We start from the raw sequence: 14661 nt of genomic DNA on the forward strand, positions 1-14661 counted from the left end.
CCATGAGCCTAGATCAATTTTCCCTAGCTGGACGCACTGCCTTAGTCACCGGCGCATCCTCCGGTATCGGCCGCTGCATTGCCTTGGGGCTGGCAAAAGCCGGGGCCAATATTATTGTTGCTGCCAGACGTGAAGATCGCTTGCAACAGCTGGTTGAAGACATTGCCAACGAAGGCGGTCAGGCTCTGGCCGTCGCTATGGACGTTACCGATAAAGGCAGCATTGAACGCGCCTACGATTCGGCAGAAGAGCGTTTTGGCACCGTCGATGTTATTGTCAATAACGCCGGTGTAGCCGATGCGAAAAACTTTCTGAAAATCGAAGACGAGTCTCTCGATTTTATTATGGACACCAACTTTAAAGGTGTCTGGCATGTTGCTCAGGAAGGTGCGCGCCGCATGGTCACCGCCAGTAAGCCTGGCAGCATTATTAATATCGCCTCGGTGCTGGGTATCACAGCCAAGTATGGCCAAAGTGCGTACTGCGCGTCCAAGGGCGCTGTGGTTCAACTCAGCCGCTCCATGGCACTGGATTTGATGGGAAACAATATTCGCGTGAATGCGATTGCCCCGGGATGGTTTAAAACCGAAATCAATGCCAGTTACTTTGACAGCCCGGCCGGGCAGGAATATGTCACCCGTATGCCCGCTCGCCGTTTAGGAAAACTGGAAGAACTGGTTGGCCCGGTGATACTCTTGGCCAGCGATGCAGGCTCATTTATTACCGGAACCGTTTTACCTGTCGACGGAGCTATCCACTGCGCCGGCATATAAACATCGGAAAACATCACAATAACAACATCTGGAAGCGAACAGCACGATGACAATATCCACCCTTGAAGATCTGCAAACCCTGGAAAAGGTTCCTTTTGAAGAACGCATTGAACACAGCAGCACCTATGATCTGCTGCGCGATAAGGCATCACAATATGCGGACAGAACAGCCCTGAGTTTTTTGCTGCAAGGCAGCGCGGACGAAGAGCCAATCCGCTACAGCTATAAAGATCTTTTTGGCAAAATTACCCAAACCGCCAACGCGCTTCATCACCTGGGCGTTGGCCCCGATGATACCGTTTCCATGTTGTTGCCCAACTTACCGCATACCCATTTTACGATCTGGGGCAGTGAGGCTGCGGGCATCTTTAATCCAATCAATCCGCTTTTGGAAATTGATCACATTGCGGCGATTTTAAATGAAGCCCAGAGCAAGGTTCTTGTCACCCTTGCGCCCTTCCCCGGTACTGAGTTGTGGGATAAAGCCATTGCCGTGAAAGAGCAAGTACCCAGCCTGACCCACATTCTGGCCGTGGACATGGCCAAGTTTTTGCCCGCTGAATTGGCCAGCGCAATGACCGCCGAACGCCAGGAATACTTAAGCGAAGCGGTTCTGGATTTTGACGATACCATTGCCGGGCATAATTCAGAACGTCTGGACAGCGGACGTGAAATCACTCGCGAGGACATTGCCTCCTATTTCCACACCGGTGGTACCACCGGTACGCCGAAGCTGGCCCCACATACGCATTTCAATGAGCTGACCACGGTATGGCAAATGAGTGCCGGTCTGGATATTGGCCCGGGTGCCGTATCCCTCACGGGCCTGCCGCTGTTCCATGTGAATGCGGTTTTTGTAACCGGGCTTGCCACCTGGAGTCAGGGTGCCGAAGCCGTGTTAGCCAGTCCCCAAGGCTACCGCAATCCAACGGTGATCAAGGATTTCTGGCGCATTGTAGAGCGCTATAAAGTCAGTTACTTCAGCTGTGTCCCGACGATTCTGAGTGCGCTCATTGAAGTACCGATGGACAATGCCGATGTGTCCAGCCTGGACTTTTGCCTCTGTGGTGCCGCACCACTGGCCACCGAATTAATCCGTAATTTTGAAAGCAAAACCGGCCTGTCAATCCTAGAAGGCTACGGACAAACCGAGGGCACCTGCGCCTCTACCGCCAACCCTCGCCATGGTGAGCGTAAAGTCGGTGCCGTTGGCCTGCGCCTGCCCTATATGGAACTGCGCATTGTGGAAGTGGATGAAGATGGCCACTGGGTTCGAGATTGTGACACCAATGAAGCTGGCTGCATCGCCATTAAAGGTCCCAATGTTTTTAACGGCTATAAGCAAGCTGCGCAAAACGAAGGCCAATGGGTTGAAGATGGCTGGTTTAACACTGGTGATCTTGGTCGCCTGGACGAGCAAGGGTATCTTTGGCTTACAGGCCGCAGTAAAGACCTGATCATTCGAGGTGGCCATAATATCGATCCTCAAATGATCGAAGAGGTGTTCTATAAGCACCCGGAAGTTGCCGAGGCAGTGGCCATCGGCAAACCCGACAAACGCGTTGGCGAAGTGCCCGTCGTCTATCTGCAATTAAAGCCTGGGCTGGAAGAAAACGAAGGTGAGTTTTTGGAATTTGCCATGGCCAATATTGCTGAACGCGCTGCGGTGCCCAAAGAAATTTATTTTGTGGATCAAATGCCGGTCACGGCCGTAGGTAAAATTTTCAAACCGGATCTGCGCAATGACATTGTGGCCAAGGTCGTCAATCACCACCTTGCCGATCAGCTCAAGACCTTAAAAGCCAGCTTCAATGTGGAAACCTCAAAGAAACACGGCCAGCTTGTGCACTTTTATTGCTCGGATGTTGGTGCATTGGAAGAGCTGGTACGAGAACAGATTGGCGAATATACTTTTGCCACTGACGTGCAAAAAGCCTGATCCATTTTCCAAAACCATGAGTTAAAACATGAGCGGCGAGACCCAACTTTCAGTACTGCTATCCAGCATGGAACCCAAACTCCAATCCGGACGCTGGGTTTTCGCCACCATTGCCCAAGAAGAGCTGGCTGGTGTTTTGGAAAAAATTCCAGCCAGTGACATTCAGGGTTTATATCGCGAGGCCGAGGGTTGCAGTTTGATTCTGAGTGAAGAACAGGCCAATAGTCTAAATATAGAATGCAGCGAAGCCTTTGCCGCCATAAGCCTCAGTATCCATTCCAGCCTGGAAGCCGTGGGGCTCACGGCAGCCATCAGCACCGCTCTTGCCAAAGACGGCATCAGTGCCAATGTGGTCGCTGCGTATTTTCATGATCATATCTACGTGCCCATCAATAAAGCCGATGACGCACTGGCCTGCTTGAATAACCTGAGCAAAGCATAGAAGAATTAACGTCTTTAACGATGTCGCTACGATTCCAATACCGGAATAATCTGATCACCCACAGTAATCTCGCCACCTTCCAGAATCTTTGCACATAGGCCGCCATAGCCCAGCATATTGGCAGGGCCAGAAGGCCCCAATGGCTCAACCATTCGTGAACAAGGGTGGCATTGCGCCGTTGCTTCAAAGAGTGCATCACCGATTTTAAAACGCTGATGCCTCAAGGCATTTAGGTTAATGCCGCTGATTAGCAGATTTCGACGCAGGAATTCAGGTGGTAACTCATCCAGCTGACAGAGACTTTTGATACAAGCAATATGTTCTTCACTGATTAAAGTCACCTGCCTCGCAGAACCCGGAGTTTTAGTGCTGCGGTGATCGCCCTCCAATCCCAATTCGGCAAGCGCCATCACTCGCTCCACGCTGATCATGGCTTTTTTTCGGGCGGGACGAAGACCAATCCAGCGTAACTCGCCCGGAGACACCGTCGACAAATAGCGTCCCAGCAAACGCCCTTGGGTGTTCATATCAGTGCTTAAATTTTGGCGTCAGCTGACTTTTGATGTATACCCGGCTTTCGGGCTTGGTCCACTCACCGTTTTTATAATAAGAAGTCGACACAAGAATCCTTCCATCTTTCATTTCACTGGTAGACTTCACTTTAGTGATACCGCTGGATAAACCTTCTCCAGAACTGGCGACCTTTTCAATAACCGAGAATTTGTTATCCGCTTCCAGAGTAATGGTCGCCTCGGTATAAAAATCCGCCGTGGTGAAATAAAATGACTTGTAACTGCTGCTTTTCTTATCCCAAAAGATAAAGCTTTCACCGCCGTAGTCGCCATCATTGACCGAGTGAACAATTTTTAATGCCTTGCCATTCAAAGCAATTTGCCAGTGGGACACATCCAATACCGGCGGCTTGTCTTTCCCCATAGTCATGGAGGCTTGCCAGGTACCCACGAATCCACGAAAAGGCTCCAGCTTTTCATCCAGTGTATCTCCAGCACTGGCCTGCGCAGAAAACCCCAGAAACAACATGAGTAACAGAGAATATGTAGTCAGTAGTCGAGTGATCATTGTCGCATCTCCTTTTATTATCATCAGGCACCTCAGTGGTGATTCTTTATCACGATCTGAACTTACTGATAAGGTAACGGTAAGAATAAACCGAGCAAGCACACTATGAAAACACAGGGAGGTAGTAAGTGAAAGCGCTAGTTACCCTGTTGAGCCTGATGCATCGGCAACATCACTGGCTCTGGTCCTATATATGGAAGCGGCCGAAGACAACTTAATGGTGCGTACTGAATTTCGCTTTAAAGCCCATCCCTAGTCATTGAGCAAGTTAGCCAGCCATGTGCTTAAACGTTGTTGAAACCTGGCAATTAATATGGCGGAAATTTTCCCCATTTAATCGTCCCGCTGTTCAGGTTTCACCTACCCCCATCAGGCCACAACCAACTGGGTTCATCCAACATCCCCTGGTCGACCACCAAGGTTTGTCCAAGCTCCTTTTCCAATGCGATGGAATTGCATTCTTCGGCGGCTTCAAGCGCTGCTATCAATCGACTTGAGTGTGACACCACCCAAACCTGAGTAGACTCAGAAGCCTTTACAATAAGGCGAGCCAAAGCAGGTAGCAAATCAGGATGCAGACTGGTTTCAGGTTCGTTGAGCACCATTAAGGGTGGCGGCCTGGGTGTGAGTAACGCAGCCACCCAAAGTAAATACCGGAGGGTTCCATCTGATAATTCAAAACCTGATAAGGGCCTGAGCAGACCGTATTGACTAAATTTAATCGAAAATCGACCACTGTCGTTTATCGATACCCTCAACTCTGAACCCGGAAATGCATCGCTGATGGCTTCCTGTAGAGCCTCTGGATCGCCAACTTCTGAAATAGTCTGAAGTGCTGCCGCCAGGTCTCTGCCATCATGATGCAAAACCGGCGTTCGGGTTCCTAACTGAGGTTGTCTGGCAGGAGCCTCAGCATCCGTTCTGAAATGATCATAGAAACGCCAGTTACGGATATCGTCCCTTAAAGAAACGACCTCGGGTGTTCTCACCGGATCAGCAATTTGATTAAAAAGACTCTCATAATTATTGGCGTGTTGAGAAAGAATCTCCCAGCTACGTCCGGAGCGCATTTTTATAACAGCGCCATCTCTATCAACCAATGTACTGGCTGGGCGATAGGTATTTCCTGCCCATATAGTTTCTCGCTTGATCTCAGGGTCCAGCGAGAAAGCCGATTCAGAGGGAATCGGCAGCCCCAGAGAAATGGCATAAGCAAAATCATTACCTGCAAATCCTAATCTCAGACGAGCACTCTGTTGGCGAGGTCCACCTTGCACCGGTATATCACCGGCCTTCATACCACGGGATATTTGTTCCGGACCAGCCCAGAAGGTCGTGTCCAAACCACCTTCTTTTGCCAAGGCATTGACGACACCACCCTGGGCCGTTTCCGCCAGCAAACGGAGCGACTTGTATAAATTCGATTTGCCGCTGGCATTTGCCCCCCGAATAACGTTCAGTCTTCCAAGTGGAATCACCAAACGAAGTAGCGAACGATAGTTTGCGATGGCTATAGTGTTGATCATCGAAACAACTCCGGTATCCATGGAGACTTTAAAATAGAAGTTTGAAAACAAACGGCGACATGCCATTCATAAACTTTAACCGGCCAGCACCATTTAAACAATTCCCATCAAGCGACACACATCTCAGGTAAGGCCATCTCCGTAACCTGGTTATTTCAAATACACAAACAAAAAAAGCCCCGAAGGGCTTTTTTTGTTTTGCTGTAAACCGGGTAAAGGCTTAAGGCATTTCATCCAGCTCTTCACCTTCCTTTTCGATCTGCATCAGATCTTCTTTGGAGATGTTCATCATCAGCAATACGTTCGCTGCAACGTAGATGGAAGAGTAGGTACCGATAGCCACACCCACCAATAAGGCGATGGAGAAGCCGTGGATCAATTCACCGCCAAAGTAAAACAGAGCCATCAATACCAGCAAGGTGGTTAAAGAGGTCACCAAGGTACGTCCCAGTGTTTGAGTAAGGGAAATATCAATCACCTCGACAGAGTCGGCTTTGCGAATCTTGCGGAAGTTTTCACGAATTCGATCCGAGACTACGATGGTATCGTTCAGGGAGTAGCCGATAACAGCCAGCACCGCCGCCAGTACGGTCAAATCGAAATCGATTTGCAGTACCGAGAACACACCCAACACAATAATCACATCGTGGGCCAATGCCGCAACCGCACCCACCGAGAATTTAAACTGGAAGCGCATGGCAACGTAGATCATTACCACAGCCAGGGCGAACAGCATGCCGATACCACCATCGTCACGCAGCTCTTCACCCACTTGCGGGCCTACATATTCCACACGGCGTAGCTCCACTTCCGAACCATCGGCGCGCAAAGTGCTGATCACCTTGTCGCCGAGTTCAGCATCGGAATCTTCCTGCATACGAATCAGAACATCCGTTTCCGCACCAAAGTGCACAACAATCGGATCCGGGAAACCAGCGCCTTCCAGCTGCTGGCGAATCTCATTAACATTCGCGGGCTGGGTATAGCCCACTTCAATTTGTGAACCGCCGGTGAAATCCAGACCGAACTTCAAACCGTTCGTTGCCAAACTGAAAATAGAACCGATCAATAGAAGAACGGAAAAGACTGCCGCCAACTTGCGTTGGGACATAAAGCGAATCACTTTTAATTCTTTCTTTGCTTTACTCATGACCTGCTCCTAGATCCACAGCTTCTGGATTTTGCGGCCACCAATGGCCAGGTTAACCAGGGCACGCGTGCCCATGATGGCGGTAAACATGGAAGTTACAATACCGATGGATAGGGTCACTGCGAAGCCTTGTACCGGCCCGGAACCAATCGCATAAAGGATCACTGCCACAATCAAGGTAGTGATGTTGGCATCCAGAATGGTAGTAAAGGCTCGGTCATAACCGGCATTGATGGCCGTTTGCGGAGGCAGACCATTGGCCAGTTCCTCCTTAATCCGCGAGAAGACCAGTACGTTGGCATCCACCGCCATACCAACGGTCAATACGATACCGGCGATACCCGGCAACGTCAGTGTGGCACCGAGAATCGACATGGCCGCCACCAGCAACACGAGGTTCAGTGACAAGGCGATGTTGGCAAAAATACCAAAGGCGCGGTAGTAGACCAGCATAAAGATCACGACCAGAGCCAGACCAATTTGTACCGACGTCACACCCAGTTTAATGTTTTCAGCACCCAGAGATGGGCCGATGGTACGCTCTTCTGCGAAGTACATTGGTGCCGCCAACGCACCTGAACGCAACAGCAAAGCCAATTCAGAAGCTTCCGCCGGGCTATCAAGGCCGGTGATCCGGAATTGCACACCCAGACCTGATTGGATGGTCGCCAGGCTGATGATTTTTCTTTCTTCAACCTGAGTGTATTCCGGCTCTTTCTCGCCCTGCTCATTGGTTACGTATTTCACCTGGGTTTTCTGTTCGATAAACAGAACGCCCAAACGACGACCCACATTATTGCGAGTATTGCGGTGCATCTTTTGACCGCCTTTGCTGTCCAGGTTGATATTTACCTGGGGCTGGCTGGTCTGGGTATCGAAACTGGCTTGCGCGCCAGAAACATGATCACCCGTGATTACGATTTTTTTCTCCAGGAACGCGTTGCCCCAGATTTGTTGATCGCGCTCGCTGCGATAACCAAAGGATTCCTTTGTTGCTACCGAAGCTTCTGGGCGCGCTTCCAAACGGAATTCCAGGTTGGCCGTCTTACCAATAATACGCTTGGCTTCCGCGGTGTCTTGAACACCCGGCAATTCAACCACAATACGGGAACGGCCCTGCTTTTGAACGATAGGCTCGGACACACCCAATTCGTTAACACGATTACGCAGGGTCGTTAAGTTCTGGTTGACCGCATAATCTTCGATTTCTTTGATACCCGCTTCGGTCATTTCGACGCGCAGCACCCAGGTGCCACTTTCATCCTGATCAACAAAACGCTGCATGTTCTGGAAGTTATTGCGCACCACTGCTGTTGCGTCGTTGCGAGCTTCTTCAGTTCGGAAACGGGCAATAATGACATTGTCACGACCCAGCTTCACAGACTGATAACGGATCTTGGCTTTACGCAGCTGACTTTTGATTTCAGCAACATTGGTTTCCATACGCTTGGCAATCGCCTTGGGCGTATCAACCTCCAACAGGAAGTGCACACCACCGGCCAGGTCCAGACCTTTCTTCATAGGCTCGGCGCCCCAGGCTCGCAACCATTCGGGCGTAGTTGGCGCCTGACTCAAGGCAACAACATAGTTATAACCAAGAGTTTCCGTCAGTACCTGCTTGGCGGTGAGCTGATCATCAGCGCTGCGCAGACGAATCAAGGCGTTTTTGCCATTGGCCTGCTCACCAAAATACTCAATACCGTTTTCTTTCAGCGCTTTATTAGCCTGATTCAACAGCTGATCATTGATTTCCATCGCTGCCGACTGACCCGAGATTTGAATAGCCGGATCGGGCGTATAGAGATTGGGGGCCGCATAGATCAGGCCCAGGGTGGTAACCCCAAGAATTATTAGGTACTTCCAGAACGGATAGCGGTTCAACATAGTGTTTTCCGTGTACGACTGTGATGCCAACCTATCGATTGGCAAATATGGGCGAGTGCCCGTTGCAAAAGGCCCGAATTATATCGCTTTGGTTGATGCCAAGCTATTGTGATTAGGGCTTGTGACAAGAAGTGGGGGCTCCCACACAAAATACAAGCGCGACTCAGGCCAAAGGGCCCAATTTAACGTCCAGACGGATAGACCATTGGCTGAAAAATGCCGAAGAACCGCAGGCAACAAGAAGGCGCAGGTAGAATGTACGAGTGTAAAGGAAACACCAACGGAAGAAGCCCACAGCGCCCGAAAGAAATCCAAGCCCATCGCACATGTCCTTATGCCGCGCGCTGTGGGCTCGTTCATTATCTGCATTTCGCGATGCAGGCCCATCACTAGAAGTGGTTATTTCACTACTTCTACCAGGTTATATCACGCTAAAGGCGGTACTTCCTTACCCTGTCGCTCATAGAAAAGACTGACATACTCTTCCAGTCGCTGCTCCGCAATAGCTTCACGTAACTCGGCCATAATGCGTTGATAGTGTCGCAGGTTGTGAATGGTATTAAGTTCAGCGCCTAAAATTTCACCACACTTGTCCAGATGATGCAGATAAGCGCGACTGAAATTTTGACAGGTGTAACAATCGCACTCGGCATCCAGCGGGCTGGTGTCGTGTCGATGCTTGGCATTGCGAATCTTCACCACGCCTTCAGTGGTGAACAAATGACCGTTGCGGGCATTACGTGTCGGCATAACGCAATCGAACATGTCCACACCACGACGCACGGCTTCCACAATATCCTCAGGCTTACCCACCCCCATCAGGTAACGGGGTTTATTCTCAGGCATGGTATGGGCCAGATGATCCAGTACGCGCACCATATCCTCTTTCGGTTCACCGACCGACAAGCCACCGATGGCATAGCCATCGAAACCAATCTCTTCCAGACCCTCGAGAGACTCGGTACGCAGTCCTTCATACATACCACCCTGCACAATGCCGAACAGGGCCGAAGGATTATCACCATGAGCCTCTTTACTGCGCTTGGCCCAGCGCAATGACAGCTCCATGGAATCCCGGGCTTCTTTTTCTGTGGCTGGGTATGGGGTGCACTCATCGAAGATCATGACAATGTCAGAACCCAGGTCGCGCTGCACCTGCATGGCGATCTCAGGATTCAGCTCAACCTTCGAGCCATCAATAGGGGATTTGAACACCACACCTTCTTCGGTGATCTTGCGCATATCACCCAGGCTGAATACCTGAAAACCACCGGAATCCGTTAGAATCGGCCCCTGCCACTGAATAAAGTCGTGCAGATCACCGTGGGCCTTCACCACCTCAGTTCCCGGACGCAACATCAAGTGAAAAGTGTTGCCCAGGATAATCTGCGCACCGATGGCTTCGATATCACGGGGCAGCATGCCTTTCACCGTGCCATAGGTACCCACCGGCATAAAGGCCGGAGTTTCCACCACACCACGGGGGAATTTCAGGCGGCCACGGCGAGCTTTACCGTCGCTATTATCCAATTCAAAGCTCATCATACATTCGCGACTCACGGGTACACCTTTCTTAATATGTTTTGGTTGATCATCAATATAAATCAGCGGCCTGGGACTTCCGTTACCGCAGCGGGGTTATGACGGATAAACATGGCATCACCATAACTGAAGAAGCGATACTGAGCTTTCACCGCCTCGGCATAGGCCGCCATAGTATGGCCATAACCGGCAAAAGCCGAGACCAGCATCATTAATGTGGATTCCGGCAAATGAAAGTTGGTCACCAGAGCGTCCACGACCTTGTACTGAAATCCAGGGTAGATAAAGATATCGGTTTCCCCCTGCAAGGGTTCAATAAGCTCTGTACTGCTGGCCTGGGCGGCGGTTTCCAGGCAGCGCACCGAGGTGGTCCCCACAGCGATCACACGACCACCCCGAGCCTTGGTATCCAACACTTTTTCACACACTTCGGAACTGACTTCCATCACTTCACTGTGCATCTGGTGCTCATAAACATCGTCGACTTTTACTGGCTGAAAAGTTCCAGCACCAACGTGCAGCGTCACAAAAGCCAGCTCAACGCCTTTGGTTTTTATGGCGTCCAGCAAGTCATCGTCAAAATGCAATCCGGCCGTTGGCGCGGCCACTGCGCCCGCCTTTTCCTCGTCGCTGTAAACGGTCTGATAACGCTCGCGATCACTGTCGGCATCATCTCGATCGATATAAGGGGGTAAGGGCATATGCCCGATCGATTCCAGCACAGGCAGCACTTCCTGCTCGCCAAAATCCAATTCAAATAATGTCCCCTGGCGGCCTGTTACGGTAATTTCCGTGCCGTCTTGCAGCACAATAACGCCACCGGGCTTCGGGCTTTTGTTCGCCCGTGTATGGGCCAAGACCTGATGGGGGGAGAGAATTCTTTCGATCAGGATCTCAACCTTGCCACCAGTTGCCTTATGACCAAAGACACGCGCCGGGATCACCCGAGTGTTATTGAACACCATAAGGTCACCGGGATTTAGCTGTTCCAGCAAATCCGGAAACTGTCGGTGGTCGATGTTCCCGCTGGGGCCATCCAGGCACAACAAACGGCTGCCACGGCGCTCAGCCGCAGGCTGTTTGGCAATCAGCTCTTCAGGTAAATCGTAATAAAAGTCTTGGCGACGCATGGGGTACCGCTGCAATCTCAAAAAGCAGCGCAGATTATAGCAAAAGCGTGCGCTTGGCTACGAATAGCGGTCGATCAGGCCGCCTGGGCCTGCTCTTGCTTACGGGCGACCCGCCTGGCCTCCAGCTGGGCCTGCATCTCGGCCCGCTCCCGGCGCCCTGTAATAATATGAATGCTCAGAATCAAAGGAAAACTCAAGCCAACCAAGGCATGCAAATTAGCGAACAGGCCTCGAATCTCATCACTGGAGAGATAATAAAGAAGATAGGCACTGATAATCTGGAACAGCAGCACCGCTACCAGAGTGATGCCAAAGCCCCGCAATCGTTTTAATCGCCAGGTGACTGAAACATGGTTCATCAGCACAGCACCGTAAGCCATCATCACCAAAAAAGCGGCGGCACCGTGTATCATCAAAGTCGGAAACTGCCAGGGGTGTTTTTCCGGACCAAACTCCCCTTCCACAGTGATAAAGCGGCTAAGAATAAAGAATACAACGCCCGTCACCCAGCTCACAGCCAATGCCGCATACATCAAGCGACGATAAGTTTGTGGAATTCTTACATCAATATAAGCCATCAAATATTACCTGAACGCCTTACAGCGCCCTCAAACGTTTTTCTTTTTACAACTCAAGCAAACCATTCTGGCTGTCCAATAAAAAAGCACGGCCTTTGAACTGACGAATCACGCGACTGTCGCGCGGATTCAAAAACGCCAATTTGGTTAAGGCATCCGCCAACATACACTGCTCGGCAAATACGGAAACACTGTAACCTCTCACTAATGCTTCACCGCTGCCCGGGTGAATCATCACACTGTCTTGCTCGGAAAAATAGCAGGCACTGGTTGCCAGGGCCGGAGCCAACATGGGCATCTCATAGTGTTTGTTGGGCTCGTCAGGGTAACGCACCCCCACGCTTTCTTCCTGCCAGTTACTGAGATACAAATCGCCACCGGCATTCACGTTCAATTTAATATCAACATGCATTTTGTTGGCGGCAATCCGCTCAATGGCCTGATCGACAGCGTAGCCCTTGGCGATGCCGCCCAGGTCAATCAATACTGGCGCGCTAAACGCCAAACCGTCTTCCGTGAGGTGCACATCCTGCCAATTGCCCGTTCCAGATAAAATGGCGTCATGGTGCAGATGGGGCAAAGAACCCTGCTGAACCAGACGAGGGGCAATGGTCACATCAAACAGCCCCTCACTGGCCGCACTCAATTGCAACGCCAACTCCATAACCGTACGCAAATCTTCGGAGATTGGAATGGGCTCTTTCGTACCAGACTGAGACCAGCGATTCACCTCGGACAATTCACTTTCAGGGCTATGAAAGCCCAGCTTATCGTGCACACGAGAAATCGCCTCGAATGCGTCAATGCTGATATCCAATAATTGTTCATCATCAAGATCGGCCTCAATGGATACATCAACGTACGTACCCAATAAAGGCTTGCACCGATTAATTCGGTTTCTTCTCATTTTATCACTCGGCTACCACATCAGCCGTGCATTATAGGTGACGCAGAACCTGTTCCCAAGTATGACTCAGGCGGTTAATGCCATCGGTAATATGGCGGCAAGAGAGAGTGGCACCCGAAATATTTTTAATTTGCTTATCCAGCTTTAGGTGCTCGGAATGATCACGGCCATTAAATTGGGCTTTCCACTTCGGGTTGGCAACTTCATAGCCGTAGGTTTCACGGTAGGTCAGAATTTCAAATCCCATAACCTTGCCTTCTTTATCGTAGGCAAATGCCAGGTCGATATTCTCATGTTTACCGATAACCTGATCAACGATAAACCAACCACCACTTTCGGTTTTCCACACTTGCAATTTGTCGTTGCGAACACGGACTTTGGATGCCTTTTTAATTGCCTTAACCTGATCTTTACTCAATGTCACTGGCACTTGTTCCATGGGCTCATTGCCCCACAACAATTTGCGAGCTTGATCAATCGTCAGATAAGTTTTGGCATGGACTTGAACCGCAGGTAAATACGCGCCCGCCGCCAGCAAAGACACCATTTTGGTAAATGAACGTCTATCCATAGGGACCTCTTTCGAACGTTAGCTTAGCGCGAGCTTTTTAAACTCCGCACTAAAACAGCAGTGGGGCCAACAGGCCCCGGGGATTCGCTCACCGTTAACAGTGAGCGTGATTCACAGCTTGTGCCTTTAACTCAGACAGTCGCTTAGAATTCGTAACCGTAAATAAAGCCGATGTGCACGCGTTCGTGCTCATCCCAGTTACGATTATTGTTGCTGAAGGAGTGCCAGGAACCACCACCGGCAATCTGCCACAGGGCACCCGCCGTTACCCACCAGCGCTTTTGGGCGTAGTGAATGGTTGGGCCCAGATAGTTACCGTTCTGGTGTTGGGTACCAAGGCGGAAATCGCTCAGGTCGAAACTGGAACGCTTCAACGTTGGATCAAACTCACCGTCTTCTTCAGGATTCAGGTAATCAGATTGATGACGGAATTCCAAACCAACAAACCAGTTAGGCGCAACGCGGTAGGAAACACCCGCAGACACATCAAACGCAATTTCTTCTTCCAACACACCCGGTGATTTACGACGCTCGAATTCCGCTTTGGTATTCAAGGCAAAAACCAAGGTGTCATCCAGGTAATCTTTTTGCAGGTAAGTCGTGAAAGTGAAAGAGTCCTGATCAATGTCAGCACCGTCCAAACGGTACTTGTCACGACGCTCGTAACCCAGGCCCAAGGACAGACCGAAGGCATCTTTATAGGGGCTCAAAATATTGTATTTCAGACCAATTTCATAACCACCGAACTGGGTATCATTGAAACCCGGACCCGGGTCTTCAACGCCTTCCTCGTCCTCAGTGCAAGTACCGCCCTGGGTTTCGATCATTGGGCCCATGCAATCGGTGACGCGGTAATCGTGATCGAAGATCATCGCTTCAACGCTGATACTCAGCTTATCAGTAATGCCGTATTCAACTTCAGGACGAATATCGTGGAAATCGTAGTTGCCAGAGTTTTTACCCTTGCGCCAGATATCGGTCACTTTGAATTCATAACTGCCCTGTGGACGGGTGTCGGTACCCTTGGTGTAGATCCACAGGTTTTCACCTGCCATGGCACTTGGGGCAACAACGGCAGCCGCTATGGCGCTGGCCAGTAGTTTGGTCTTCATAGATGTTCTCCAATCCTCATTTATTGA

Annotated in this window: 14 protein-coding genes; 3 read left to right on the forward strand and 11 right to left on the reverse strand. The window is 50.5% G+C overall.

Going from position 1 to position 14661, the window contains the following annotated elements:
* The first annotated feature begins 2 nt into the window (after window positions 1-2).
* Genes G8768_RS14465 through G8768_RS14475 form a run of 3 tightly spaced genes read left to right on the forward strand, consistent with a single transcriptional unit; the run spans window position 3 to window position 3154 of the window.
* Entirely contained in the window at window positions 3-773 is a 771-nt protein-coding gene (locus G8768_RS14465) for an SDR family NAD(P)-dependent oxidoreductase (protein WP_166845498.1), read from the forward strand.
* 46 nt (window positions 774-819) lie between these two features.
* The gene (locus G8768_RS14470; RefSeq protein WP_166845496.1) at window positions 820-2712 is read left to right on the forward strand and encodes an acyl-CoA synthetase; all 1893 of its coding nucleotides are present in this window, start codon (window positions 820-822) and stop codon (window positions 2710-2712) included.
* Between the two features lie 28 nt (window positions 2713-2740).
* Window positions 2741-3154 carry an ACT domain-containing protein gene (locus G8768_RS14475; RefSeq protein WP_166845494.1) on the forward strand — a complete coding sequence of 138 codons (414 nt, stop codon included), beginning with the start codon at window positions 2741-2743 and terminating at the stop codon, window positions 3152-3154.
* Window positions 3155-3180: 26 nt separating this feature from the next.
* Here the strand turns inward: G8768_RS14475 and G8768_RS14480 are convergent, their stop codons facing one another.
* From G8768_RS14480 to G8768_RS14530, 11 genes are all read right to left on the reverse strand, one after another.
* Window positions 3181-3681: an MOSC domain-containing protein gene (locus tag G8768_RS14480; RefSeq protein WP_166845492.1), complete on the reverse strand. Its 501-nt coding sequence runs from the start codon at window positions 3679-3681 to the stop codon at window positions 3181-3183.
* Window position 3682: 1 nt separating this feature from the next.
* The gene (locus tag G8768_RS14485; protein WP_184679382.1) at window positions 3683-4234 is read right to left on the reverse strand and encodes a hypothetical protein; all 552 of its coding nucleotides are present in this window, start codon (window positions 4232-4234) and stop codon (window positions 3683-3685) included.
* Between the two features lie 356 nt (window positions 4235-4590).
* A complete protein-coding gene (locus G8768_RS14490; RefSeq protein WP_208020182.1) occupies window positions 4591-5811 on the reverse strand; it encodes an AAA family ATPase in 1221 nt (406 codons plus the stop codon).
* Between the two features lie 169 nt (window positions 5812-5980).
* Window positions 5981-6910 carry a protein translocase subunit SecF gene (gene secF, locus G8768_RS14495; protein WP_166845490.1) on the reverse strand — a complete coding sequence of 310 codons (930 nt, stop codon included), beginning with the start codon at window positions 6908-6910 and terminating at the stop codon, window positions 5981-5983.
* Between the two features lie 9 nt (window positions 6911-6919).
* Window positions 6920-8794, reverse strand: coding sequence for a protein translocase subunit SecD (gene secD, locus G8768_RS14500; protein ID WP_184679383.1), 1875 nt, complete (start codon window positions 8792-8794; stop codon window positions 6920-6922).
* Between the two features lie 426 nt (window positions 8795-9220).
* Complete coding sequence (gene tgt, locus G8768_RS14505; protein WP_166847445.1) at window positions 9221-10336, reverse strand: tRNA guanosine(34) transglycosylase Tgt; 1116 nt, start codon at window positions 10334-10336, stop codon at window positions 9221-9223.
* Window positions 10337-10398: 62 nt separating this feature from the next.
* Window positions 10399-11466 carry a tRNA preQ1(34) S-adenosylmethionine ribosyltransferase-isomerase QueA gene (queA, locus tag G8768_RS14510; protein ID WP_166845488.1) on the reverse strand — a complete coding sequence of 356 codons (1068 nt, stop codon included), beginning with the start codon at window positions 11464-11466 and terminating at the stop codon, window positions 10399-10401.
* A 74-nt stretch (window positions 11467-11540) separates the two neighbouring features.
* Complete coding sequence (locus G8768_RS14515; RefSeq protein WP_166845486.1) at window positions 11541-12044, reverse strand: hypothetical protein; 504 nt, start codon at window positions 12042-12044, stop codon at window positions 11541-11543.
* Between the two features lie 46 nt (window positions 12045-12090).
* Window positions 12091-12951, reverse strand: coding sequence for an FAD:protein FMN transferase (locus tag G8768_RS14520; protein WP_166845484.1), 861 nt, complete (start codon window positions 12949-12951; stop codon window positions 12091-12093).
* 31 nt (window positions 12952-12982) lie between these two features.
* Entirely contained in the window at window positions 12983-13522 is a 540-nt protein-coding gene (locus tag G8768_RS14525; RefSeq protein WP_208020183.1) for an FMN-binding protein, read from the reverse strand.
* Window positions 13523-13665: 143 nt separating this feature from the next.
* Window positions 13666-14634, reverse strand: a complete 969-nt coding sequence (locus tag G8768_RS14530; protein WP_166845482.1) for a DUF6662 family protein — start codon at window positions 14632-14634, stop codon at window positions 13666-13668.
* Window positions 14635-14661 lie beyond the last annotated feature (27 nt).

The organism is Pseudoteredinibacter isoporae (assembly GCF_011602085.1).
GTDB lineage: Bacteria > Pseudomonadota > Gammaproteobacteria > Pseudomonadales > Cellvibrionaceae > Pseudoteredinibacter > Pseudoteredinibacter isoporae.

What these genes read in the sequence shown, in the direction of transcription:
- G8768_RS14465 (WP_166845498.1), top strand. Translation starts at nt 3, where the DNA reads ATGAGCCTAGATCAATTTTCCCTAGCTGGACGCACTGCCTTAGTCACC.
- G8768_RS14470 (WP_166845496.1), top strand. Translation starts at nt 820, where the DNA reads ATGACAATATCCACCCTTGAAGATCTGCAAACCCTGGAAAAGGTTCCT.
- G8768_RS14475 (WP_166845494.1), top strand. Translation starts at nt 2,741, where the DNA reads ATGAGCGGCGAGACCCAACTTTCAGTACTGCTATCCAGCATGGAACCC.
- G8768_RS14480 (WP_166845492.1), bottom strand. Translation starts at nt 3,681, where the DNA reads ATGAACACCCAAGGGCGTTTGCTGGGACGCTATTTGTCGACGGTGTCT.
- G8768_RS14485 (WP_184679382.1), bottom strand. Translation starts at nt 4,234, where the DNA reads ATGATCACTCGACTACTGACTACATATTCTCTGTTACTCATGTTGTTT.
- secF (WP_166845490.1), bottom strand. Translation starts at nt 6,910, where the DNA reads ATGAGTAAAGCAAAGAAAGAATTAAAAGTGATTCGCTTTATGTCCCAA.
- secD (WP_184679383.1), bottom strand. Translation starts at nt 8,794, where the DNA reads ATGTTGAACCGCTATCCGTTCTGGAAGTACCTAATAATTCTTGGGGTT.
- tgt (WP_166847445.1), bottom strand. Translation starts at nt 10,336, where the DNA reads ATGAGCTTTGAATTGGATAATAGCGACGGTAAAGCTCGCCGTGGCCGC.
- queA (WP_166845488.1), bottom strand. Translation starts at nt 11,466, where the DNA reads ATGCGTCGCCAAGACTTTTATTACGATTTACCTGAAGAGCTGATTGCC.
- G8768_RS14515 (WP_166845486.1), bottom strand. Translation starts at nt 12,044, where the DNA reads ATGGCTTATATTGATGTAAGAATTCCACAAACTTATCGTCGCTTGATG.
- G8768_RS14520 (WP_166845484.1), bottom strand. Translation starts at nt 12,951, where the DNA reads ATGAGAAGAAACCGAATTAATCGGTGCAAGCCTTTATTGGGTACGTAC.
- G8768_RS14525 (WP_208020183.1), bottom strand. Translation starts at nt 13,522, where the DNA reads ATGGATAGACGTTCATTTACCAAAATGGTGTCTTTGCTGGCGGCGGGC.
- G8768_RS14530 (WP_166845482.1), bottom strand. Translation starts at nt 14,634, where the DNA reads ATGAAGACCAAACTACTGGCCAGCGCCATAGCGGCTGCCGTTGTTGCC.